Genomic DNA, 22476 nt, shown 5'->3' with positions numbered 1-22476 from the left:
CGCGGGGGCTTTTTTTGTAAGGGGAGATGCAGTGAAGCAAAACAAACGTCATCAGCAAATCATTGATCTGGTTAAATCACAAGGATACGTGAGCACGGAAGACTTGGTTGAGCGCTTCAATGTCAGCCCACAAACGATTCGGCGTGATCTCAATGAGTTGGCAGCAGAAAATCAAATTCGCCGCCATCACGGTGGCGCCACCGTGCCCTCCAGCTCTGAAAACACCGCGTATGCGACCCGCAAAGTATTGCAACAACAGGAAAAAGACACCATCGCTCAGGCGCTGGTGCAGCACATTCCCGACGGCGCAACGTTATTTATTGATATTGGGACCACCCCAGAGGCGGTGGCGCGCGCATTGCTGGATCATCATAACTTACGGGTAGTCACCAATAACCTCAATGCGGCGGCGATCTTAATGCCGAAACAGGATTTTACGGTGATTATTGCCGGTGGTGAGGTACGCAATCGTGATGGTGGCATTGTGGGAGAGGCCACGCTCGATTTTGTCTCTCAGTTTCGACTCGACTTTGGCATCTTGGGGATCAGTGGTATTGACGATGATGGGTCATTACTGGACTTTGACTATCATGAGGTGCGGGTTAAAAAAGCCATTTTAGACAATAGCCGCTGTGTGATGTTGGCCGCTGACCATACTAAATTTGGCCGTAATGCGATGGTGAACTTAGGCAATATTACCCAACTGGATATGGTCTTTACCGATGTCACTCCGCCCGCGCAAATTCAGGAGATGTTAGCGGCACAAGGCAGCCACCTAGAGGTGATCAGCCATGCCGTCTCTGAGGATATGCCATCAGTTGGGTGATTACTGATAGAGGTACTTGGTAAATAAAAGGTCGGCCAGCATTCTGCGATTGGTTTCGGCAAGAAGAAGCGCGTTGACCTTTTCTAGGCATGCTTTGCGAATCGCTTCGCGTCCCGACAGCGATTTAATTTTGCTCGCGGTCTGTTGCGCCAAGGTTTCTATGATGACATCGCGGATCAGCGGCGAGTGGTATTCCAGCTCGCTGACCCACTTAGGATCATCGACCATCAATTCAACTTTCACCTTGATAAAACCGAGCTGCCGGCCTTCGGTGACATAATTGGTGGTAATTTCAGGCTCTAAGGAAAAGTAACTGTACTTTGCTTGGTTGCCGTTACTGCCTTCTTCTTGTGCCTGGACGGCGGTACTGACCCATAACAACAGGCTCAGCAGTACCATCAATAGGGGTTGTCGTTTACTCATAGCCACCCAAAAATTCGGTTGATGATGTGATAGGAGTAGGCCGTGCGCATTCTCCAATCGCGGTCAGCCTGATACAATTACCCGCCGAGTATAGCAACATTGTCCGCCTCATAGGGGGACGGACAGGCGAATTTTGCGCGATGTGGCACAGGAAATAATGTCAGACTTAAATCATACCTATCTAGAGGCGCTGCAACAGGCACGCTGGGAGCGACCCGATATTGCGGCGTTAAAGCGCACCGCAGAAGGCAGCTGGTTGTTAGAATCACACTCCATGACGGCACGACTCAAACGCCACTGTCAGGATTTCGATGTCGACGTGCTCCAGGTCTATCAACTGACGCCGGACAAATTGACCGATCATGAAACCGCTTTGATTGGCCCAGAGGCCTGTGTGGTACGGGAAGTCGTCCTCAAAGGTGACGGACAAGCTTGGCTGTGTGCGCGAACGCTAATGCCGGCTTCCACCTTAGAGGGACAGGGTGGCCACTTACACGCGCTAGGGACCGAACCTCTGGGTCAGCATGTGTTTAAACAGCGCGCCTCTCGCCGCGATGCGATTGAAACCGCACATGTCTCTTGCTTGTCACACCAGCTTTATGCCCGTCGCTCGCGTCTTTGGCTCCATAATCGACCCATGTTAGTGGCCGAACTCTTTTTGCCTCACTCGCCCTTATATGGCAAGGAGGCGCCTGCATGAGCACGAAATTGGCTGCTTATGGCCAGCTTGCACGTTTAGACCGTCCCATTGGTACCTTATTATTACTCTGGCCAACATTATGGGCGTTATTTTTAGCCGCCGATGGCATGCCGGCGTTGCTGACCCTGGTCGTCTTTGTGCTCGGGGTGTATATGATGCGTGCTGCCGGCTGCGTGATTAACGATTATGCGGATCGCCACTTTGATGGTCACGTCAAACGCACCAAAGCGCGCCCTTTGCCCTCAGGGCGGATTGGCGAGAAAGAAGCGCTGGGTTTCTTTATTGCGCTAGTGTTAGGCGCATTTTTATTGGTATTAACTCAAAATACGCTCACCATTCAGCTCTCGTTTGTTGGGGTGGCGCTGGCGTTTATTTACCCGTTTATGAAGCGCTATACCCATCTTCCCCAGCTGGTGTTGGGGCTGGCGTTTWGCTGGGCGATCCCGATGGCGTTTGCCGCGGCACAAGGGGCACTCCCTCCGGTGATTTGGCTGCTATTTATGGCCAATATTTGCTGGACTATTGCTTACGACACCTTGTACGCCATGGTGGACCGCGATGATGATCTAAAGATTGGGATTAAATCGACCGCCATCTTGTTCGGACGTTGGGATAAAGCCGCGGTTGGTGTATTGCAGTTATTGACGCTTGCGCTATTGATGCTCGCCGGGCAATGGCTAGAGCTGGCGGCCGGTTACCAATGGAGCCTATTAGCGGCCTTTGCGCTATTTGTTTATCAACACTATCTTGCCCGTGAACGGGAACGCATGGCATGTTTTCAGGCTTTTTTAAACAATAACTATGTCGGTTTAGTGGTATTCATTGGTGTTTTGGCCGGTATTTACGGTTAATGTTGTCGCTCTTGTCATCAACAACGAGACACTAAAAAGGCGCTTCTGAGTGAAGCGCCTTTTTTTTAAGCATCTAACTGTTTATGGTCATCAATATCTTTTTAATCAACATCTTATGTTAACCAAGAGCTTATGAAAACCACGAGCTTGTGGGCACCACAAGCTGACGGTGCCCTGTTAGCTATCATCAGGCTGGCTCTCACTCAGCGGCTGATTTAGCACGGCTTGAATTGTTAATTGCACTTCTGGTGAGATCAAACCACAGACAAAGTCATTTAAGGCCTGGATGCGCTCAGCATTGGYTTTGGCATCATCGTCTAAATAGCCTTGCTCGCGCAGGGTATCGATAAAGATGGTAAAGACCTGTTTATCGAAAAACTCAGGCGCATTGATACCATGCAAGCGGCTGAGTCGTTGCGCCAACATTTGGCTGTTTTTTTCCAAATCGCGCTTATCAATGTGTGGCTGATGGGTGAACAAGGTCAAGGTAATGGCATAGCGCTGCAGGGTTTCGGCAATGGTACGGCCGAGTAATTGTAGCTCGCCGAGCTTGGCATTATTCATGGTGACTTTGTCGCCCTCACAGCACAACAAGGACTGCGCATGCATGGCATGTAAGAGTGCATCAAAGTAGCTGTCGAGTCCGGCATCATCAAAGCTCATAAAGAGTTCTGCTTTGAGCAAGGGATACAACTGCTGCACACAAGCCCGCAAGCCGGATTGACTGATGGTTTGGTGGGTTACCAGGATTTGTGCAATCAGTGATGGCAGTGCCACTAGGTGGATCACATTGTTGCGATAGTAAGTCATTAAGATGGCTTGCTGGCGATCAAGCGAAATGACTTCACCCATGGTGTCTTTCTCGACCACCAGTTTATTTAACGACAACGCATGCTCGACCAATTCTACCGGCGAGGCTTGTGGGACACTGCTACTGGTGGAATATGGGGCCTGAGTCAGTAGGCCTTGATAGACCGCAAGCTGTGCTTCTAAGGCTTCTCGGCTCAGGGCTCGTTGGCGCGAGGCGAGCAGCGCGGTCGCACAGAGGTTCAGCGCATTGGTCGCGGCAGCATCGTTGATATGGGTCATGACCTTGGTCGCTAACTCACTCACCACTGGGTTCATCCAAGCCGGCTTTTGAGGCTCCATTGGATCAATATAATCATGCCAATCTGGCACTTTCTCATTGAGGTGTTGATTGAGCGCAATCGGCTCACCGAAGTTGACATAGCCAAGGCCATAATTGCGCAACTTACGCACAATCCCGAGTACCTGACCAAAGCTCTCTTTTTCTTTACGCTGGCCCTGTAGCTCTTTGGCATAAGTGTTCACTTCCATTACATGCTCGTAGCCGATATAGACAGGCACTAAGGTGATAGGACGCTGTTGGCCGCGCAGCATAGCTTGCAAGGTCATCGATAACATCCCCGTTTTAGCCGACAATAAGCGACCGGTGCGCGAGCGCCCGCCTTCAGCGAAATATTCGACCGAATAACCGCGGGCAAACAACTCGGCCAAGTATTCACGAAAAACGGTGGAATACAGGCGGTTGCCCTTAAAGCTGCGTCGAATAAAGAAGGCGCCACCGCGACGGAAGAGCGGCCCGGCAGGGAAGAAGTTGAGGTTCACGCCCGCGGCAATGTGCGGCGGCACTAAGCCTTCTTTATACAGTACGTAAGAGAGCAGCAAGTAATCCATGTGCGAGCGATGGCAAGGCACATAGACAATCTCGTGACCATCTTGTGCCAGCTGGCGAACCCGTTCGGCATTGTTAACATGAAGGCCTTGATACAGTTTATTCCAAAGCCAGGTTAGAATGCGGTCGCTGTAGCGAATCAAACGATGAGAAAAGTGTGCCGCAATCTCTTCCATCATATCGACGGCTTCTTTACGGACTTTTTCAACCGATACATCACGGCTTTGTGCTTCATCGTGGACGACTTTGTCGATGGCCTTTGATGCCAGCAGACGTTTGAATAACAGAGCGCGATTAGGCAAACGGGGGCCTGAGGCCGCGAGTTTTTGCCGCGAGAAGTGGATCATCGCCACCCGCGCTAATTTGTGGGCGATGGCTTGGTCGGTGCCGTGTTTGTCGGCCATGTAACGCAGCGACACCGCTTGGCTTAACCGCACCATGCCATCACGGCCACGAGTAAGGATGGTCCAGAATTTTTCTGGCCCATTCATTGCGTGCAGTGTTGCTTGGTGGCGCTGCGTCTCGTTGCCCGGATCGCGCTGCCAAAGCACTGAGGCAGGCACGAGTTGAATATCTAACTCGCTGTCTTGTCGGTGTAAGTGGAGTAAGTCTTTAAAATGCGCGAGCGAGCGCGCAGGCAGATCGTCATCACCGGAAAACACCTTGCGTCCGTGACTAATAAAGACATAGCGCGGCAGTGTGGTATCGCCAATAATGAGGGGCTTTAATGGATCCGGTAATCCTTGACGTAAACAGGTTCGCCGTAGCGTTAATAAATCCGAATGAGACTGAAACGGCAACACGTACACAATAGGACGTGCGAGAGACAGGTTTAGCTGCTCGACCGGTTCAGAGGGGATACATTGGGTTTTTACCCAGGCAGAAAGCGGCAAATTCAATAGCTTGTAATAAATCTTTTGCCAGAGCGCCATGATTGTCAGTGCCTCAAATTCAAAATGCGCGCCAAGGATAGCAGAAAATGGCTGCGAACTTGCAACCAAAGGCAGAGAATTGACGCGAGATTGCGCGCGTTTGAATCGGCTACCGACAATGAGATCCGCTTCTCGTGTCTATAATTAGTCCTTTTCAAGCCGTATGTTACTGGATATACTCACAGTTAACTGTATAAAAAGACAGGTAAGAGCATGAAGCCGTTAACCGCGAGACAGCAACAAATCTTCGAGCTGATTAAAACCCATATTGAAGACACAGGGATGCCCCCAACACGTGCCGAAATCGCCCGTCAGCTGGGGTTTCGCTCCGCGAACGCTGCCGAAGAGCATTTGAAAGCGTTGGCGCGCAAAGGCGTACTCGAGATTATTCCCGGGGCATCACGCGGTATTCGCTTAATTAGCGAAGAAGAAGTGGTGACGCCTGATGACCAAGGCTTGCCTTTAATTGGCCGTGTCGCGGCGGGTGAGCCCATCTTGGCACAAGAGCATGTTGAGAGCCTCTATCAGGTCGATCCAGCCTTGTTTAAGCCAAGTGCCGACTTTTTACTGCGAGTTAGCGGCATGAGCATGAAAGATATTGGCATTCTTGACGGTGACTTACTGGCGGTGCACAAAACACAAGACGTACATAATGGCCAAGTGGTCGTCGCGCGAGTGGATGACGATGTCACCGTCAAACGGCTAGAGAAGAAAGGGTCGAATGTTGTTCTTCATGCTGAAAACGATGAATTTATGCCGATCTCGGTGGATTTAACTGCACAATCACTGACGATTGAAGGTGTTGCTGTTGGTGTGATTCGCAATACCGACTGGATGTGATTTCCCACGTTGGCGGACATTGATGTCCGCCAATGGAATGCGGTTAAAAAAACATCTTTGCATTTCTCTACATTTAAACGATAATTATTATCATCCTTGATTATCGTGTGTGGAGGTGTCCGTGCGWACGCAACAGCATTCTGTTCCCAGTAAGCTATTTAAGCCAATGTGGCTGCGCAGTCGTGAGAGCCTGACTGACAATGGCGTGATCTATGACCCCATGGCGGCCGCCGCATGCCAAGGGTGTGTCATGCAGCCCGAATGTGATTGGCACAATCTCGATCAAACCCAGCTTCTTTATGCCACGCTCACTAGCCAGTGTGATGCCATTGTTAAACAGTTTCTTGCTCAGCACCCCACGGCATGGATCATTAATGTTGGTGGTGGGTTAGATACCCGCTTTTATCGACTGGATAACGGCCGTTGTCGTTGGTTAGAAGTCGATGTTGACGAAACCTTGTTATGGCGAGAGCGTTTATTCCACACCAGTGAGCGTTTCCGGATGGTGCAAGGGTCGGTCAAACAGCTTGATTGGCTGGCGCAACTGGCGGTTCCTGCGGGTCATCCGACCATGTTAATTTGCGATCAAGCCTTACTTGAGTGCACCAACCAAGAAATTTCTGCATTTTGCCAGCATATTAGTCGCTGTTTTCCCCAACTTGAGGCCTGTTTAGTCTTAGCGGGGGATAAGTGCCATAGCCGGATCGGCCAGAAACTGGGGTGTGAATCTTATCAACATGGTTTTGCCGATCCGCGTATGGCGATCATTCAAGCCTTGCCCTGGGCCTGTCGGGTTGAAGAACACTCCCCACTTGATAAACCTTGCCCAAGGTGGCGTTTTTGGCAGCGCGCACTGGCGGCGATGCCGCGTTATCGTCTGCGTTTTACCCCGATGGTGTTGCATATTGAGATCTAGCGCGGCGCGGATGCCGCCTTTCGCTTTTCAGTCTGTGCTTAGCCTCACGATCTTTCTTTGTCTATTTTTTGTCCTTTGGGCAAACCTCTCCTAGATTGAATGTAAACAAAACGTTAATTTTTGTGATCGTATGTATCGCGTTGTTTCCTTAACCTTTGCTTAAGCTGCGTGGGTTTAAGCAAAGGTGCAATGCATTCATGCCTGCGGGCAGGAGGGGGCCGTGTCGAGCTACCATAAACCAATACTGGCATCGGGAATGGCTTTGCTGCCTGGGCAAGTGCAGGCTGCCGAACGTGAAGGGTGGAACCTGACTCAAGGGGTCACGGCCATCAGTCAGCAGGTGTATGACCTGCATATGACGATTTTCTATATTTGCGTGGCGATAGGGGTATTGGTGTTTGGCGTAATGTTTTGGGCCATTATCCGCCATCGTAAATCCAAAGGCGCCAAGCCTGCTTCGTTTCATGAAAGTACCAAGGTAGAAATTGCGTGGACGCTCGTACCGTTTCTCATTTTGGTGGGTATGGCGATCCCCGCCACCCAAGTCTTACTCGATATGGAAGATACCACCAAGCCTGATTTAACCGTTCAAGTGACCGGCTCACAATGGAAGTGGCATTACCGCTACTTTGATCACGATGTTGCCTTTTTCTCCTTGCTTGCCTCTAGCCCTGAACAGATCCGCAACGAAAGACAAAAACGCGATAACTATTTGTTAGAAGTCGACCAACCCTTGGTGTTACCGGTGGGACGCAAGGTGCGCTTTTTGATCACGTCGCAAGATGTGATTCATTCTTGGTGGGTACCGGCCTTCGCGGTGAAAAAGGATGCCAACCCTGGGTTTATCAATGAGGCTTGGACCAAAATCGACAAACCCGGTATTTATCGTGGGCAGTGTGCCGAGCTGTGCGGTAAAGACCACGGTTTTATGCCGATTGTGGTGATCGCCAAGCCGCAAGAAGAATTTGATGCTTGGGTGCAAAAAACCGCACTCACTCAGCAACAAGCTCGCGAAGAAGAGCAACGCTTATTGGGGATGGAGATGCCGATGGATGAACTGATGGCGCTGGGCAAACAAGTGTATGACAGCCGCTGCGGCATGTGCCATCAAAGTGAAGGGCAAGGCATGCCTGGCGTATTCCCAGCGTTAGCGGATGCTGAGATTGCGACGCAACCAAATCGATTGGTTGATCATATCGATATTGTCGTCAACGGCAAAGCCGGCACCGCCATGCAAGCGTTTGGACCGCAATTGTCACTCAAAGAGTTAGCAGCGGTGGTGACGTACGAGCGCAATGCGTGGGGCAATGACACCGGCGAGACGGTACAAGCCGCTCAGGTTAACGCGGTGATGTCGGGCGAAGAGCTTTAGGAGCGCACTATGACAGATACAACGCCAGAATCCGTTCATGACGACCACCACCATAAACCGCGCGGCATCATGCGCTGGGTGCTGACCACTAACCACAAAGACATCGGCTCCATGTATCTGATTTTCAGCTTCACCATGTTTTTGCTGGGTGGCGCGATGGCAATGGTGATCCGTGCGGAATTATTCCAGCCCGGCCTGCAACTGATAGAGCCCAACTTTTTTAATCAAATGACCACGGTTCATGGTTTGATTATGGTGTTTGGCGCGGTCATGCCTGCCTTTACTGGGCTCGCTAACTGGATGGTGCCGATGATGATAGGGGCGCCGGATATGGCGCTGCCACGGATGAATAACTGGAGCTTTTGGATTCTGCCGTTTGCGTTTCTATTGTTGATCGGCTCGTTATTTATGGAAGGTGGCGGCCCCAACTTTGGCTGGACCTTCTACGCGCCACTGTCGACTACCTATAGCCCCGATAGCACCGGCTTATTTGTGTTTGCCCTACATATTATGGGGATCAGCTCCATTATGGGGGCGATCAATGTGATTGTGACAATTATCAATATGCGCGCGCCTGGCATGACCTATATGAAAATGCCGCTGTTTGTCTGGACCTGGCTGATAACCGCCTTTTTGCTGATTGCGGTGATGCCGGTATTAGCGGGAGCAGCGACCATGGTGCTGACCGATAAATACTTTGGCACCAGCTTTTTTGATGCGGCGGGGGGCGGTGATCCGGTTTTGTTCCAGCACATTTTCTGGTTCTTTGGTCACCCAGAAGTTTACATCATGATTTTGCCCAGTTTTGGCATTATCTCGGCCATCGTGCCGGCGTTCTCACGCAAACGGCTATTTGGTTACAGCTCCATGGTGTATGCCACCGCCTCGATTGCAGGATTAAGCTTTCTGGTATGGGCACATCATATGTTCACTACCGGGATGCCGGTGTTTGCCGAGCTGTTTTTCATGTTCTGTACCATGCTGATCTCGGTGCCGACTGGGGTCAAAGTGTTTAACTGGGTGGCGACCATGTGGCGAGGCTCGCTAACGTTTGAAGTGCCGATGCTGTTTGCGATTGCATTTATCGTCTTATTTACCATTGGCGGGTTTTCTGGGCTAATGTTGGCGATCACACCGGCTGATTTTCAGTACCACGACACCTACTTTGTGGTGGCGCACTTTCACTATGTTTTAGTCTCAGGGGCGGTGTTCTCGATCATGGCAGCCGCCTATTACTGGCTGCCTAAATGGACTGGGCATATGTTTAATGAAACCCTGGCACAGTGGCATTTTTGGTGCTCAGTGATTTCCGTCAATATTCTTTTTTTTCCGATGCATTTTCTCGGCCTCGCAGGCATGCCACGCCGGATCCCCGATTATGCCCTGCAGTTTGCCGACGTGAACGCCATTGTCAGCATTGGTGGCTTTGCCTTTGGTCTGTCGCAACTCATCTTTTTAGCCGTCGTCATTAAATGCGCGCGTGGTGGCGAGCCTGCTGCCGCTAAACCTTGGGAAGGGGCCGAAGGTCTGGAGTGGACCGTGCCATCGCCCGCGCCTTACCACACCTTTGAGACACCGCCGGATCTGGAGGAAGCGCGCTATGGTCACTAAATCAACGCGCTCCGCTCGTCGTCTACTGTTGCTCGCCGTGGGTATGTTTGGTTTTGCCTTTGCCTTAGTTCCACTCTACGACGTGTTTTGCGACGTGACGGGCATTAATGGCAAAACGGATACCGAGGCGGCCGCATCCAGTGCTGGCATTAACCAAGATCGCTTGGTGACCATTGAATTTATTGCCTACATCAATCCGGGGATGCGTTGGACATTTGAGCCCCAAGTCAACCAGATGCAAGTGCACCCTGGTGCGACTCACACGATTAATTATCTCGCAACGAATAACGCACGCTATGACACCATTGGTCAAGCCGTACCCTCGGTCTCACCGGGGATAGCCGCGCAATACTTTAACAAGATTGAATGCTTTTGTTTTAACCGGCAGCCATTGCCACGTGGCGAGGACGCGGCGTTGCCCCTGGTGTTTTATGTGGATCCTGAGCTGCCGGATGACATTAACCATTTAACGCTGGCCTATACGCTGTTTGATGTCACCGCCAGTGCCAAGGAATAAGGAGGCGATCATGGCGACGCCTGAACGTTACTACGTCCCAGCGGCGAGTATATGGCCGATTGTCGGTGCGCTGGCGCTGTTTTTAATTGCGGCAGGGGCCGGTGCCACGGTAGGCGGCTTGTTTGGGGGATACGGCCCTTGGTTGTTGCTTGCGGGCACCGTACTGATTGTGGTGATGCTGACCGGCTGGTTTCGCGATGTGATCCGCGAATCCATGCAAGGCCTCTACTCGGCTCAAATGGACCGTTCTTTTCGCCAAGGAATGAGCTGGTTTATTTTTTCTGAGGTGATGTTTTTTGGTGCCTTCTTTGGTGCGCTCTTTTACGCCCGCTTTATCGCCGTACCTTGGCTAGGCGGGGCCAGCAATAATGCGATGACCGCGGCGGTATTGTGGCCGGATTTTGTTGCCCAGTGGCCACTGACTGTCACACCGGGCGGGATAGAAACCACGGCAATGCCCGCGATGGGGCTGCCCTTGCTTAACACGCTGATCCTCCTGACCTCGTCGGTCACGCTCCATATTGCCCATACTGCGATTGAAAAAAACCAACGCGGACGGCTGAAGGGATTTTTACTGGCGACCGTCTTACTTGGGGCGGTGTTTATGTTCTTTCAAGGCGAAGAGTATGTGCATGCCTATCAAGAAATGAACTTGCGCCTCGATTCAGGCGTGTATGGCAACACCTTCTACTTACTGACGGGCTTCCATGGTTTACACGTGACCTTGGGAACCTTAATGCTCTTGGTTATTTGGTTACGCGTGATGCGTGGACATTTTAGCCCTGAGCATCACTTTGGCTTTCAAGCCAGTGCGTGGTATTGGCACTTTGTGGATGTGGTGTGGCTGTGCTTGTTTGTGTTGGTTTACATTCTTTAACTCAGTATGGGCGCGGATTGGGGGCAACCCAGCCCATGGAGAGCGCAAGCAGCAATAACACGAAGACAATCACGGAAAACAGCACCCGGCGACCGAGATAACGGGATAAAGGCACTGAATTATCGCCTTTTAATAACACGGGCAAGGCACGAAAGAGGTTAAACAAAATAAAAACCAGTAAACAAATCAGCATGGCTTTGATCAACATAAGCGCTCCTTCGCGCAATGGGTAAGTATGAAACAAGGACGACGAATGGGATTTCTGATATTGACTGTGGTTGTGGTCTTGCTGCTCGTCAAGTTAAGCCATTGGCAATGGACGCGTGGCGCGCAAAAAGCCCAACATCTGGCACGGTTTGACGCCAACCAAACACCACAATCACTCACAGGCTCGGTGCAAAAAGGGCAATACCTGGTGATCGATGGCCAGTTTCGCCCCGAGTTCGCCGTGTGGCTCGACAATCAGATCCACCAAGGCCGCGTAGGCTATCGCCTTTTTCTTCCTTTTATTCCAAGCCAGCAGCCATCGCAGTGGTGGTTAGTTGAATTGGGCTGGATGGCCGCGCCTGCGCTTCGTGCATTGCCGGACGTTCCCACGTTAGCATCGCGCTATCAGCTGTTCGGATTTGCTGACACACCGTCAAAGCGCGTTGTGCTTAAGCAACAGACGGAAACGCAAACCTGGCCGGTGCGGGTACAACGCATTGATTTACCCACATTGCAGGCACGACTACCCGCGCTAGAGGTGCAGTGGCTGATACGGGCAGAAAAACTGGTGGATGTGACAGCGCCGAGCCGGGATGCCTTGGCGCAAGCAGGGGTGAGGCCGGTGTGGCAGCCAGTGGTGATGCCGCCGACGAAGCACTATGGCTATGCCTTGCAATGGGCACTGATGGCTCTCGCAGTCGGTATCGGTGCGGGCATATGGTGGCACAAAACACAAAGGAAGGAGTGCGAATGAAAGGACGCATGCTTGTCGTGGCATTGATAGGGATCTTTATACTGCCGGTGGTGGTGGCCAAATTAGTGCTCGAGCAAAGTTGGTACCAAAAAGGTGTCACCAATTACGGCCAGTTTCTTGCTGAGCCAGCGACCTTGAATTGGTTACCCGAGCAAGGGCAGTGGCGGTTGATTTATCGGGTGCCAGAACAGTGTGACTTGGTGTGTGAGCAAGCCCTTTTTCAGTTAACGCAAATTCCTATTGCGGTGGGTAAAGAGCGCGATCGCGTCACTAGCGTGGCCCTGACAAGTACTGCACCGAAAGCGCCGGAGGTACTGACATGGCAAACTTTGACGACCGAGCAGGCGCAGGCATGGCAGCAGCAAGCATTTGATAAAAATACTATTTATCTTAGCGATCCGATGAACAATGTGGTGCTGGCCTATCCAGTCAGTGATGATAACACCCAGTGGATTGCGCAAGGTAAAGGCTTATTGCGCGATCTCAAACGGCTTCTCAAGTTGTCTAAGGTAGGCTGATTATGGCAACACGTCGCTACCAACTCGCCGTCTTATCGACACTGATACTGGCCGTGCTGGTGGTTGGGCTGGGCGCGTTTACCCGTTTAACTGAAGCCGGACTTGGCTGCCCTGATTGGCCCGGATGTTATGGCCACTTGGGCGTGCCCGACAGTGGAACTGCGCAATCGGTGGCGATGTTGCGGTTCCCCGACGCGCCCTTGGATGTGACGAAAGCGTGGAATGAAATGCTGCACCGCTATGTCGCAGGCACCTTAGCATTGGCTATTTTTGCGTTGACTTGGATAAGCTGGCGACGCTCCGATTATCGGGCGTTACGGCCGATGACCACGCTGCTGAGTGTGGTGGTAGTCATGCAAGCGGCGCTCGGGATGTGGACGGTCACCTTAAGCTTAATGCCGGTGGTGGTGATGGCACATTTGCTCGGTGGCTTCACTACGGTGTGTTTGCTGGCTTGGCTTGTGGTGTTGGCAGGGGCAATCAAGCTGCCCGTTATGCAAATATCGCCGCCCGCACGCCGCGTGGGCAGTGTGGCAGTGGTCGCCGTGATCATACAGATAGGATTGGGCGGTTGGACCTCAGCAAATTATGCCGCCACGGTCTGTACGCAGTTACCCATCTGCGAAAGCCCTTGGTGGCAGCTTTTCACCCCCTCGGCGTTTAATCCTATCAGCCCTCACAGCGAGACCTACCAGTTTGGCGTACTGAATCATGCCGAGCGGGTGACCATTCATGCCACGCACCGTCTCGGCGCCATGGTGGTCACTGCCTTGGTGCTGGGCTGGGCATGGGTACTTTGGCATGCTGGCGCGCGCGCCGTTGGGCTTGGGGTGATTGTGGTTCTGGCCGTGCAAATCAGCCTGGGGGTGACCAATGTGGTCGCGCTCTTGCCCTTAAGTGTGGCGGTGGCGCATAACCTCGGTGGATTGTCGCTACTGGCCATATTACTGCTCTCCCGGTTTTTATGTCTTTCACCGTCGGCCCGACAAGGATCTCACCATGGCACAGTATCAACGCACCGCTAATGTATCGACGCCTGCTGGCGCTAATTGGCGTGATTATTACGAGCTCACCAAACCGCGCGTGGTTGCCATGCTGCTTCTCACCGCGCTGGTGGGGATGTGTTTAGCCACGCCCGGCTGGCCACCCTGGTCGGCGGTGCTGGTGGGATTATTTGGCATTGGCGCACAAGCCAGTGCTGCGGCGGTGTTTAATCACGTGATCGATTGGAAAATTGATACCAAAATGCAGCGTACTCGCCATCGTCCTGTTGCTGAAGGCCGTGTCAGTCAAGGTGCCGCTTTGGTGTTTGCGGTGGCACTGATGGTGAGCGGCTTTATTACCTGTTGGTGGCTGAATCCGCTCACCGCGTGGCTGACCTTTGCCAGCCTGGTGGGTTATGCGTTGGTATACACCCAGTGGCTTAAACCCGCGACACCGCAAAACATTGTCATTGGCGGTTTGGCCGGCGCAATGCCGCCACTACTTGGTTGGACGGCGGTGACAGGCGAGGTCCACGCGCATGCGCTGCTGCTGGTGATGATTATATTCACGTGGACGCCGCCCCACTTTTGGGCGCTGGCGATTCATCGGCGCAATGATTATGCCAAAGCCGATGTGCCGATGCTGCCCGTCACCCACGGGGTTCGCTTTACTCAGACCATGGTTTTGCTTTACACCTTATTGCTGGTGGTGGTGGGGATTTTCCCTTGGCTGACCGGGATGAGTGGTTGGCTATATCTGGTGGGCGCGACTGCCCTTAACCTCGCTTTTGTCGGCTATGCTTGGCGACTGAAAACCCAGTCGCAAAAAGGCATCGCGTGGCAGACTTTTAAGTTTTCGATATGGCATATCTTCGCGACCTTTGTGGTGCTGCTTGCCGACCACGCGTTGCGCTATTAAGTGGCGCTATTGGAGGGACTACTTAAGCCCTTTTGCCGACAGTACCGTGGCTTTGTCGGCGACAAACGAGACCTTAATGTGTTTGCCATCACCGCCCCACACGCAATGGGTTAATCCCATGGTGTCATCACATTGGCTTGGCTTGCCAACGTGAGCAACTACCACGTCATAACTCATGCCGACCTCCAACTGATCGTAGTTTTGCTTAGTCACTTTCGAGCAACCGGCCAGAAAGACGACCAAGACACAGGCAAAAAAGACCCGCATAACAATACCTCACTCACTGATGTGATCAAAAAACAGGCCTCATGGCCTGTTTTGCTATTAACGTGGTGGTGTCTATTAGTAGTAAGAGTGATCGCCCCGGGCGTGCTCGGTCACATCGCGCACACCGTGTAGCTCACCACTAAATTCAGCCAATAGCTGCTTTTCAATCCCTTCTTTCAAGGTTACATCCACCATGGAGCAACCGTTACACCCGCCACCAAATTGGAGGATAGCCACCGAATCATCAGTGATTTCAATCAGGTTCACATGGCCGCCATGGCTGGCAAGTTGTGGGTTTACCTGGCTTTGAATCACATAATCGACGCGCTCCATCAAAGGTGCATCATCGGCGACTTTACGCATTTTGGCGTTCGGTGCTTTCAGCGTGAGCTGCGAGCCCATTTTATCGGTGACAAAGTCGATCTCTGCTTCGTCGAGAAAAGGGAGACTCAGTTCGTCGATAAACGCAGAAAAACCGTTGAATTTTATCTCGGTATCACTGCTTTCTACCGCTTCCGGCGGACAGTATGAGACACCGCACTCTGCGTTTGGCGTGCCTGGATTGACAACAAACACGCGAATATGGGTGCCCTCGGGCTGCTGCTCAAGCAACTTCACAAAGTGGCTTTGTGCATTTTCTGAAATATTGACTTCTGACACGACAAATACCTGACTAATCCAGTGTGTTTTATACAGTGTACTCCGGTTTGCTTTGGCTATCACCCCTCGAACCATGTGGCTACTTTATGTGCAGGGGTAGCACGCTTACCGCTAGGGTAGATCGGTACGGGCCAAACAGTAAACATCGATCGTTTTTGCACCGGCTTTGCGCAGTAATCGACATAATTGCGATACCGTTTGTCCGGTGGTGACGACATCGTCGACGACAGCGACATGAGAAGCGGGGAGCGGGCCATGAAGAGCAAAAGCACCACGCAGATTATGTAACCTGTCTTGCCGACTGAGACCTTGTTGTGGCGCGGTATGTCGGGCGCGAGATAAGTACGTATCCACCACCCGAGTATCAAGGTTGTCGGCAAGTGCCCAAGCCAAGTGCAGACTTTGATTAAACCCTCGTTGCCAACGACGTCGCCAATGCAGCGGCACCGGCAACAGCACCGGTGCGGGGGTGAGAATACGATCACTGAGCTGCTGGGCAAACGGCAATGCCAGCTCGAAGGCTCCTTGGTATTTGAACGCGTGAATTAATTGCGGGAGAGGATCATGGTAGCCACTGATAGCAACCAAGCGGTCCCAAGCTGGCGGCTGGCTGAGGCAGGCGCCACATCGCGCTTGTGGTTGTGAAACAGGCAGTCCACAACACTGACAAAGCAAACACTGATGATGGGCATCCCAACACGCATCACAGCACAGAGAGTGATGGGCAGGTAAGGCGAGGTGGCAAACGGGACACTGTAAGGGCAAGAGTTTGCCTCGCCAGTGGGTCAGTACACGTGTAAAGCGCCGTGGCACGATTGTTGATATCATAAGCGTCCTGAGTAAAAAGCAATCAAGGCAGTGTAAACATGGCGTTATGTGATTGGCAGTCGCACGGGCAAGGACCCGATCTGGTTCTCATTCATGGTTGGGGCATGAACAGCGCGGTGTGGTCATTAATCTTGCCGTACCTAACACCACACTTTCGGGTGCACTGTGTTGATTTACCCGGTTTTGGCTATAGCGCGGCACAACCGGGGCTTAATATCGAAGATCTGGCACAAGTGTTGCTTAAAGAATCACCAGTAGATGCCACTTGGATAGGCTGGTCGTTAGGTGGGTTAGTGGCAACACAAGCCGCGCTTTTATCGCCACAGCGTGTAACTGGATTGGTTACCATCGCCAGCTCACCCAAGTTTGTTGCCGAACCTGGGTGGCGAGGAATTAAACCTGGGGTGCTCAGTGACTTTGCTCGTCAGCTTGAGCGTGACTTTTCGCTGACAGTTGAGCGCTTTATGGCGCTGCAAGCGATGGGATCACCAACCGCGAGAAAAGACGTAAAAGCGCTTAAGCAAGCGGTATTTTCGCGGCCAACACCGGACCCTCGTGCGCTTGCGGATGGCTTAGCCATGTTAGCAGACACGGATTTGCGTCAGGGCTGTGGCGCTATCAAGGTGCCTTGGTTGAGAATGTATGGGCAGTTAGATGGTTTAGTGCCGGTATCGGTGGCTGATGCGGTATCAACATTGGCTCCGGACTCACACAGTGAGGTCCTGACACACAGTGCTCACGCGCCGTTCGTGACCGAGCCTGAAGCGGTGATAGACAAGCTAAAAGCCTTTTTAGGCAACAAGTTGCCGGCAACATAGCCAGTGCGGATCATTTTTTTGGTAGAATTGACTCAATCCTGTCACGGTTCTGCCGATAAGTTAACTATGTCACTTGTTTTGGCATAAGGAGAGACCATAATGAACGTAGGTAACGTTGGGCAGTCTCCGGCGTATCATCAAGCGATGAAGTCCAAAACGCCGGCACAGCCGCAGCAAAATGCGGACAAACAAGCTGAGCAGGTGTCCAAAGCCAATACTTTTAAGGATCACGTCGCAAAAGCGAATGAGGTCAAAGAAGGTGATAAACCGGCTTCGCCTCAAGCCGCAAAAAATAATGTTGACGTGAAAGACGGCGCCAACGCTGGTGCGGTCGCTAAAGCCCAAGAGGGAAAAGAGCCGGAAGAAACGTCCGCCGTAAAGTCGTTTACCTACGGCGCATTGGGGATGGAGCATCCGGAGAAAGTCCAAGAAAGCGATGATTCATCGTACACTGCGGGTAAATTTGTGTCGGCCTTAGGTACAATAGGTACAATACTCGCGGTTATCGTCTAAACTGATAGAAAGACGACAAGGCCGCACTAACAATTAGGCCTTCAGCTGGTGTGGGAGGTAGCATCAGATGAACATATCGCCAGCCAGCGTCAGTATTCCAACTGTCGCGCCATCGGTGAACCCGCCAACGGAGCAAGTTGCGCGGGACAATCGCTTGCGCGAAAAAATCGTCCCTGCTAAGTCATCTCCCGAGCCCGACAATGGTAAAGCCCCTTCTGATCAAGATAAGCAGCTGGGACGTTCATCCTGGGATCCTGCCCAACACCCCAACTACTCGCTGGACTATCAGCGTGATTCATTAACGCATGCCGACTACGATGGCGCCAATATCGCAGGTCGTATCGATGCCATAGCACGCACGGATCCCAGTGAGCAAGCTCGCCAAGATAATGGCTACACGATGGGCTTAAAAATGCCCGAAGAAGTGTTAGAAAAAATTGAGCAGCTAAAACGGTTTGAGCAAACGCGTGCGGTAGTGGCGATGCGCTACCAGCAGGCAAGCGTGGCGAACATGCCCTCCGAAGTATTGATTGTGATTTAATACGATCCAGTCCTTAAGCCATGTCCTGATTAAGACAAAATATAAAAAGCCCCGCCAGTATTGGCGGGGCCATTAGTGTCTAAATATGCCATTTGTTAGGCACTATTAGGTTGGCTCTAGAAACCTTTGACTTTAAGAGCGCTTGGCGCGCGCAAAGGCATCGGCCATGCTCCCTCCTAGGGAAGATGATGATTGCTGTTTGGGCGCTTTGCTTTCGCGCTGCTTAGTCGGCCTCGCTTTCGCTTCCGATGCCTCGGGCGTATCATCAAGACGCATTGATAAGCCGATCCGTTTGCGCGCCACGTCCACTTCCATGACTTTAACTTTTACTACATCACCGGCTTTGACCACCTCACGTGGGTCGCTGACAAAGCGCGTCGACAGCGCAGAGATATGGACTAAACCGTCTTGATGAACACCCACGTCGACGAAGGCGCCAAAGTGAGTGACATTGGTCACCACACCTTCGAGCTGCATCCCAGGCTTCAAATCACTAATTTGGTTAATGCCATCGGCAAAGGTCGCCGTTTTGAACTCTGGACGTGGATCGCGACCGGGTTTCGCAAGCTCACTCAGCACATCGGCGACAGTGATCGCCCCAAAGGTGTCATTGGCATAATCATTGGCGGTTAAGCTTTGTAATAAGCCCGTGTTACCCACTAAGGCATCGACCGCCTTGCTGGTCTTTTGGGCGATATGTTTGACCAATGGATAGGTCTCTGGGTGGACACCCGAGCGATCGAGCGGGTTGGTACCGTCCATGACGCGTAAAAAGCCAGCGCATTGCTCATAGGCTTTCGGCCCAAGGCGCGGTACTTTCAGCAAGGTTTTACGGTCGTTAAATCGACCATTTTCATCGCGAAAGGCAACAATGTTTTGCGCCATGGTTTGGCTAAGGCCTGCCACCCTGGTGAGCAGCGGCGCAGACGCGATATTGACATCGACCCCTACGGCGTTCACACAGTCTTCCACCACCGCATCAAGCTTTTTCGCCAGCTGGTGTTGAGAGACATCATGCTGGTATTGGCCCACCCCAATCGACTTAGGATCAATCTTTACCAGCTCCGCCAAAGGATCTTGCAGGCGACGAGCGATTGAGACGGCGCCACGGAGCGACACATCTAAGTCTGGAAACTCGTTAGCCGCTAGCTCAGAGGCTGAGTAAACCGAGGCACCGGCTTCGCTGACCATCACCGTTTGAATGCTTAAATCAGCCTGCTTGAGCAAGGTGGTCACAAAGCTTTCTGTTTCGCGAGAGGCAGTGCCATTGCCCACGGCAATCAAACTCACGTTATGGCTTTTAATAAAGCGGCGCAGCACTTTGCTTGCGCCGTCTATATCATGCCGAGGTGCGGTGGGATAAATGGTGGCGGTATCGAGCAGTTTGCCGGTGCCGTCAACCACGGCGACCTTGCAGCCGGTACGCAGGCCAGGATCAATACCTAAGGTGCAGCGAGGGCCTGCTGGCGCGGCCATCAATACATCTTTGAGGTTGGCGGCAAACACATCAATGGCATCGTTTTCCGCCCGCTCTTTGAGGTTAGCCATAAACTCAGTTTCTAGGTGCATCAAGATTTTGACCCGCCAGGCAAAGGCTATCACTTGTTGGCGCCAGCGGTCAGCTGGGGCGCTGCCCAAAGAAAGCTGATAATGCTGAGCGATCATGGTCTCGCACACGCTTTGCTTGCTTGCTGGATCTTGATCCGGATCGGCAATCAATGCCAGCTGTAATACGCCTTCGTTGCGGCCGCGCAACATGGCCAGCGCGCGGTGAGAAGGCACTTTGGCAATCGACTCTTGGTGATCAAAGTAGTCTTTAAACTTGGCACCGGCGTCTTCCTGACCAGCAACCACGGTGGCGCGCAGCACCGCATATTGCTTCAGGTATTGGCGTAGCGTTTCAAGCAGGCTGGCATCTTCGGCAAGACGCTCCATCATGATCGCGCGGGCACCATCCAGCGCCGCTTTGGTATCGGCCACGCCTTTATCAGGGGCCACAAATGGTGCGGCGGTGGTCTCAGGTGTTTGGGATGGATCGTGCCATAGCGTATCAGCAAGAGGCTCCAGCCCTGCTTCGATGGCAATCTGCCCTTTAGTCCGGCGTTTCGGTTTGTAGGGAAGGTATAAATCTTCCAGTCGGTTTTTGCTCTCTGCGGCGACAATATCGCGGCGCAGCCCCTCGGTCAGCTTGCCTTGTTCGTCAATCGATTTGAGGATGGTGTCACGACGGGCGTCTAATTCGCGCAGATAGACCAAACGGGTCTCAAGGGTGCGTAACTGCGAATCGTCTAAACCTTGCGTGGCTTCTTTACGGTAGCGGGCGATAAAAGGGACAGTGTTTCCGTCGTCCAGCAGTGTCACCGCGGTGTTGACCTGGCCAGGCGCGACATTAAGCTCTTGGGCCAGGGTTTGGATAATCGATGTGTGCATGTGTTTCCTTTTCGTTCCCATCAAGGTCATCAAGATGAGTGATGCTCAGACTGAATCATTGCCTGGCTTGGGATAGGTGATAGTATTGATAAACCACTGTTTTTCGCCTTCCGGCGTTGACACCACGACGTCATCGTCGACCTCTTTTTTCAATAACGCGCGCGCCATGGGGGCATCAATCGAAATGTAGTCTTTGCGCTCATAAATTTCATCGGGACCGACAATGCGAAATTGCTTGGTGTCGCCGGCCTCGTTTTCAATCTCGACCCAGGCGCCAAAAAACACTCGGCCCTCTTGCTCGGGCGCATAATCGACAATGGTTAAGTCGTTCAGCCGCTTGCGCAGGTAGCGGACACGGCGGTCGATTTGCCGCAACAGCCGTTTATTATAGGTGTAGTCCGCGTTTTCTGAACGATCCCCTAAACTGGCGGCCCAGCTGACAATTTTGGTCACTTCTGGACGTCGCTCGTGCCACAGGTAATCGTGCTCGGTTTTGAGCGCATTAAACCCTTCACGGGTCACCAATTTGGTTTTCACGTTACCTCTCCTTTCACTAGCCAACTGGCGTCGTGCGATATAACCTTGTTCAGGAAAGTACAAGAAGCGAGTGAGCTTGTCGAGGCAACACTCGGTAACAATTTACCGTACAGTTCTGTGCGGACAAACACGCGGCCTGGCGCACAACTGTGGCAAAATTCAATCAGATGACGGTAATAGCTGCTTGATGATTAGGCAGCGAACAGCATTGAGGGCGAAGCATGCAAGAGAACTATAAAATTCTAGTCGTGGATGATGATATGCGTCTGCGTTCACTGCTAGAGCGCTACCTGACCGAGCAAGGGTTTCAGGTACGAAGTGTCGCCAATGCCGAACAAATGGATCGATTATTGGCGCGTGAAGCCTTTAATCTTATGGTGCTTGATTTAATGCTCCCTGGGGAAGATGGCCTGTCGATATGCCGCCGCTTGCGCCAAGCCAATAATCAATTGCCCATTTTAATGCTGACGGCGAAAGGGGATGAAATTGACCGAATTGTCGGTTTGGAGGTCGGAGCCGACGATTACTTACCTAAGCCGTTTAACCCACGAGAATTACTGGCTCGGGTGCGTGCGGTTTTACGCCGTCAAACAATAGAAGCGCCTGGCGCGCCGAGTGCTGACTCCACCACGGTCACCTTTGGTGAGTTTCGTCTTAATTTGGGCACGCGTGAGATGTTTCGTAATGACGAACCGATGACACTCACCTCGGGGGAATTTGCAGTGCTCAAAGCTTTAGTGACCAATGCGCGTGAGCCGCTTTCTCGGGACARACTCATGAACATGGCGCGTGGCCGCGAGTACTCAGCGATGGAGCGCTCGATTGATGTACAAATCTCCCGTTTACGCCGTATGGTCGAGGAGGATCCAAGCAAACCGCGTTATATCCAAACGGTGTGGGGACTCGGCTACGTGTTTGTGCCTGATGGTGAGGTGTAGCG

The 22476-nt window shown here is 52.3% G+C and carries 25 protein-coding genes; 17 read left to right on the top strand and 8 right to left on the bottom strand.

The genetic code is table 11. The annotated features are described in order from the left end of the window. Positions 1-31: 31 nt before the first annotated feature. On the top strand, positions 32-826 hold the full coding sequence (locus tag BZG79_RS02110; protein ID WP_077461465.1) for a DeoR/GlpR family transcriptional regulator: 795 nt from the start codon (positions 32-34) through the stop codon (positions 824-826). On the opposite strand, the gene BZG79_RS02105 is transcribed toward BZG79_RS02110, so the two are convergent. After that, positions 827-1249, bottom strand: a complete 423-nt coding sequence (locus BZG79_RS02105; protein WP_077773624.1) for a flagellar basal body-associated protein FliL — start codon at positions 1247-1249, stop codon at positions 827-829. 157 nt (positions 1250-1406) lie between these two features. On the opposite strand from BZG79_RS02105, the gene BZG79_RS02100 reads away from it, so the two are divergent. Next, a complete protein-coding gene (locus tag BZG79_RS02100; protein WP_077576378.1) occupies positions 1407-1949 on the top strand; it encodes a chorismate lyase in 543 nt (180 codons plus the stop codon). After that, positions 1946-2800: a 4-hydroxybenzoate octaprenyltransferase gene (gene ubiA, locus BZG79_RS02095; protein WP_077773623.1), complete on the top strand. Its 855-nt coding sequence runs from the start codon at positions 1946-1948 to the stop codon at positions 2798-2800. Before BZG79_RS02100 ends, ubiA begins: the two co-directional genes overlap by 4 nt. A 177-nt stretch (positions 2801-2977) precedes the next feature. Here the strand turns inward: ubiA and plsB are convergent, their stop codons facing one another. After that, positions 2978-5428: a glycerol-3-phosphate 1-O-acyltransferase PlsB gene (gene plsB / locus BZG79_RS02090; protein ID WP_077773622.1), complete on the bottom strand. Its 2451-nt coding sequence runs from the start codon at positions 5426-5428 to the stop codon at positions 2978-2980. Positions 5429-5641: 213 nt separating this feature from the next. Between plsB and lexA the strand changes: the two genes are divergently transcribed. The 6 genes from lexA (at position 5642) to BZG79_RS02060 (ending at position 11561) form a co-directional block, all read left to right on the top strand. Beyond that, positions 5642-6268, top strand: a complete 627-nt coding sequence (lexA, locus tag BZG79_RS02085; protein WP_025744361.1) for a transcriptional repressor LexA — start codon at positions 5642-5644, stop codon at positions 6266-6268. A gap of 121 nt (positions 6269-6389) precedes the next feature. Then, a complete protein-coding gene (locus BZG79_RS02080; RefSeq protein ID WP_347336578.1) occupies positions 6390-7184 on the top strand; it encodes a class I SAM-dependent methyltransferase in 795 nt (264 codons plus the stop codon). A gap of 256 nt (positions 7185-7440) precedes the next feature. Beyond that, positions 7441-8556 carry a cytochrome c oxidase subunit II gene (gene coxB, locus BZG79_RS02075; protein ID WP_077576375.1) on the top strand — a complete coding sequence of 372 codons (1116 nt, stop codon included), beginning with the start codon at positions 7441-7443 and terminating at the stop codon, positions 8554-8556. Positions 8557-8565: 9 nt separating this feature from the next. Further along, positions 8566-10167: a cytochrome c oxidase subunit I gene (gene ctaD, locus BZG79_RS02070; protein ID WP_077461472.1), complete on the top strand. Its 1602-nt coding sequence runs from the start codon at positions 8566-8568 to the stop codon at positions 10165-10167. After that, positions 10157-10684 (top strand): cytochrome c oxidase assembly protein, encoded by a 528-nt coding sequence (locus BZG79_RS02065; RefSeq protein WP_077646476.1) that lies wholly within the window; start codon positions 10157-10159, stop codon positions 10682-10684. The genes ctaD and BZG79_RS02065 overlap by 11 nt, the downstream gene beginning before the upstream one ends. A 10-nt stretch (positions 10685-10694) precedes the next feature. Next, positions 10695-11561, top strand: coding sequence for a cytochrome c oxidase subunit 3 (locus BZG79_RS02060; RefSeq protein WP_242412975.1), 867 nt, complete (start codon positions 10695-10697; stop codon positions 11559-11561). A 1-nt stretch (position 11562) separates the two neighbouring features. Here BZG79_RS02060 and BZG79_RS02055 read toward each other — a convergent pair whose 3' ends face one another. Further along, positions 11563-11769: a DUF2909 domain-containing protein gene (locus tag BZG79_RS02055; protein WP_077773621.1), complete on the bottom strand. Its 207-nt coding sequence runs from the start codon at positions 11767-11769 to the stop codon at positions 11563-11565. A 45-nt stretch (positions 11770-11814) separates the two neighbouring features. Between BZG79_RS02055 and BZG79_RS02050 the strand changes: the two genes are divergently transcribed. Genes BZG79_RS02050 through cyoE form a run of 4 tightly spaced genes read left to right on the top strand, consistent with a single transcriptional unit; the run spans position 11815 to position 14942 of the window. Next, on the top strand, positions 11815-12522 hold the full coding sequence (locus BZG79_RS02050; protein ID WP_175992987.1) for an SURF1 family protein: 708 nt from the start codon (positions 11815-11817) through the stop codon (positions 12520-12522). Further along, positions 12519-13040 (top strand): hypothetical protein, encoded by a 522-nt coding sequence (locus BZG79_RS02045; RefSeq protein ID WP_077660377.1) that lies wholly within the window; start codon positions 12519-12521, stop codon positions 13038-13040. The genes BZG79_RS02050 and BZG79_RS02045 overlap by 4 nt, the downstream gene beginning before the upstream one ends. Positions 13041-13042: 2 nt before the next feature. Next, positions 13043-14065 (top strand): COX15/CtaA family protein, encoded by a 1023-nt coding sequence (locus BZG79_RS02040; RefSeq protein WP_077676509.1) that lies wholly within the window; start codon positions 13043-13045, stop codon positions 14063-14065. Beyond that, a complete protein-coding gene (cyoE, locus tag BZG79_RS02035; RefSeq protein WP_077773619.1) occupies positions 14040-14942 on the top strand; it encodes a heme o synthase in 903 nt (300 codons plus the stop codon). Before BZG79_RS02040 ends, cyoE begins: the two co-directional genes overlap by 26 nt. 18 nt (positions 14943-14960) lie before the next feature. Here cyoE and BZG79_RS02030 read toward each other — a convergent pair whose 3' ends face one another. From BZG79_RS02030 to BZG79_RS02020, 3 genes are all read right to left on the bottom strand, one after another. Beyond that, positions 14961-15209: a DUF3862 domain-containing protein gene (locus BZG79_RS02030; RefSeq protein WP_077461480.1), complete on the bottom strand. Its 249-nt coding sequence runs from the start codon at positions 15207-15209 to the stop codon at positions 14961-14963. 75 nt (positions 15210-15284) lie between these two features. Continuing rightward, on the bottom strand, positions 15285-15869 hold the full coding sequence (gene nfuA, locus BZG79_RS02025) for a Fe-S biogenesis protein NfuA (protein WP_025744364.1): 585 nt from the start codon (positions 15867-15869) through the stop codon (positions 15285-15287). Positions 15870-15980: 111 nt separating this feature from the next. Continuing rightward, a complete protein-coding gene (locus tag BZG79_RS02020; RefSeq protein WP_077576367.1) occupies positions 15981-16697 on the bottom strand; it encodes a phosphoribosyltransferase family protein in 717 nt (238 codons plus the stop codon). Between the two features lie 38 nt (positions 16698-16735). On the opposite strand from BZG79_RS02020, the gene bioH reads away from it, so the two are divergent. From bioH to BZG79_RS02005, 3 genes are all read left to right on the top strand, one after another. Then, positions 16736-17515 (top strand): pimeloyl-ACP methyl ester esterase BioH, encoded by a 780-nt coding sequence (gene bioH / locus BZG79_RS02015; RefSeq protein ID WP_077773618.1) that lies wholly within the window; start codon positions 16736-16738, stop codon positions 17513-17515. A gap of 99 nt (positions 17516-17614) precedes the next feature. Continuing rightward, on the top strand, positions 17615-18028 hold the full coding sequence (locus tag BZG79_RS02010; protein ID WP_077773617.1) for a hypothetical protein: 414 nt from the start codon (positions 17615-17617) through the stop codon (positions 18026-18028). A gap of 67 nt (positions 18029-18095) precedes the next feature. Beyond that, entirely contained in the window at positions 18096-18569 is a 474-nt protein-coding gene (locus BZG79_RS02005) for a hypothetical protein (protein WP_025744367.1), read from the top strand. 132 nt (positions 18570-18701) lie between these two features. Here BZG79_RS02005 and BZG79_RS02000 read toward each other — a convergent pair whose 3' ends face one another. Together BZG79_RS02000 and greB are read right to left on the bottom strand one after the other, a co-directional pair. Further along, positions 18702-20999, bottom strand: coding sequence for a Tex family protein (locus BZG79_RS02000; RefSeq protein ID WP_077773616.1), 2298 nt, complete (start codon positions 20997-20999; stop codon positions 18702-18704). Positions 21000-21044: 45 nt separating this feature from the next. Then, positions 21045-21536: a transcription elongation factor GreB gene (gene greB, locus BZG79_RS01995; protein WP_077676514.1), complete on the bottom strand. Its 492-nt coding sequence runs from the start codon at positions 21534-21536 to the stop codon at positions 21045-21047. A gap of 221 nt (positions 21537-21757) precedes the next feature. Here greB and ompR point away from each other — a divergent pair, with 221 nt between their 5' ends. Continuing rightward, positions 21758-22474: a two-component system response regulator OmpR gene (gene ompR / locus BZG79_RS01990; protein WP_077773615.1), complete on the top strand. Its 717-nt coding sequence runs from the start codon at positions 21758-21760 to the stop codon at positions 22472-22474. The last annotated feature ends 2 nt before the right edge of the window (positions 22475-22476 follow it).

Source organism: Salinivibrio sp. MA427 (genome assembly GCF_001996115.1).
Lineage (GTDB): Bacteria > Pseudomonadota > Gammaproteobacteria > Enterobacterales > Vibrionaceae > Salinivibrio > Salinivibrio costicola.
Note: the sequence above shows the minus strand (reverse complement) of the source record. Positions and strands in the feature narration are given on the sequence as shown.

Bases quoted from the DNA above. Each gene is read 5' to 3' on its own strand.
- BZG79_RS02105 (WP_077773624.1), bottom strand. From the start codon at position 1,249: ATGAGTAAACGACAACCCCTATTGATGGTACTGCTGAGCCTGTTGTTA.
- BZG79_RS02100 (WP_077576378.1), top strand. From the start codon at position 1,407: ATGTCAGACTTAAATCATACCTATCTAGAGGCGCTGCAACAGGCACGC.
- lexA (WP_025744361.1), top strand. From the start codon at position 5,642: ATGAAGCCGTTAACCGCGAGACAGCAACAAATCTTCGAGCTGATTAAA.
- coxB (WP_077576375.1), top strand. From the start codon at position 7,441: ATGGCTTTGCTGCCTGGGCAAGTGCAGGCTGCCGAACGTGAAGGGTGG.
- ctaD (WP_077461472.1), top strand. From the start codon at position 8,566: ATGACAGATACAACGCCAGAATCCGTTCATGACGACCACCACCATAAA.
- BZG79_RS02065 (WP_077646476.1), top strand. From the start codon at position 10,157: ATGGTCACTAAATCAACGCGCTCCGCTCGTCGTCTACTGTTGCTCGCC.
- BZG79_RS02060 (WP_242412975.1), top strand. From the start codon at position 10,695: ATGGCGACGCCTGAACGTTACTACGTCCCAGCGGCGAGTATATGGCCG.
- BZG79_RS02055 (WP_077773621.1), bottom strand. From the start codon at position 11,769: ATGTTGATCAAAGCCATGCTGATTTGTTTACTGGTTTTTATTTTGTTT.
- BZG79_RS02050 (WP_175992987.1), top strand. From the start codon at position 11,815: ATGGGATTTCTGATATTGACTGTGGTTGTGGTCTTGCTGCTCGTCAAG.
- BZG79_RS02045 (WP_077660377.1), top strand. From the start codon at position 12,519: ATGAAAGGACGCATGCTTGTCGTGGCATTGATAGGGATCTTTATACTG.
- BZG79_RS02040 (WP_077676509.1), top strand. From the start codon at position 13,043: ATGGCAACACGTCGCTACCAACTCGCCGTCTTATCGACACTGATACTG.
- cyoE (WP_077773619.1), top strand. From the start codon at position 14,040: ATGGCACAGTATCAACGCACCGCTAATGTATCGACGCCTGCTGGCGCT.
- BZG79_RS02030 (WP_077461480.1), bottom strand. From the start codon at position 15,209: ATGCGGGTCTTTTTTGCCTGTGTCTTGGTCGTCTTTCTGGCCGGTTGC.
- BZG79_RS02020 (WP_077576367.1), bottom strand. From the start codon at position 16,697: ATGATATCAACAATCGTGCCACGGCGCTTTACACGTGTACTGACCCAC.
- bioH (WP_077773618.1), top strand. From the start codon at position 16,736: ATGGCGTTATGTGATTGGCAGTCGCACGGGCAAGGACCCGATCTGGTT.
- BZG79_RS02010 (WP_077773617.1), top strand. From the start codon at position 17,615: ATGAACGTAGGTAACGTTGGGCAGTCTCCGGCGTATCATCAAGCGATG.
- BZG79_RS02005 (WP_025744367.1), top strand. From the start codon at position 18,096: ATGAACATATCGCCAGCCAGCGTCAGTATTCCAACTGTCGCGCCATCG.
- BZG79_RS02000 (WP_077773616.1), bottom strand. From the start codon at position 20,999: ATGCACACATCGATTATCCAAACCCTGGCCCAAGAGCTTAATGTCGCG.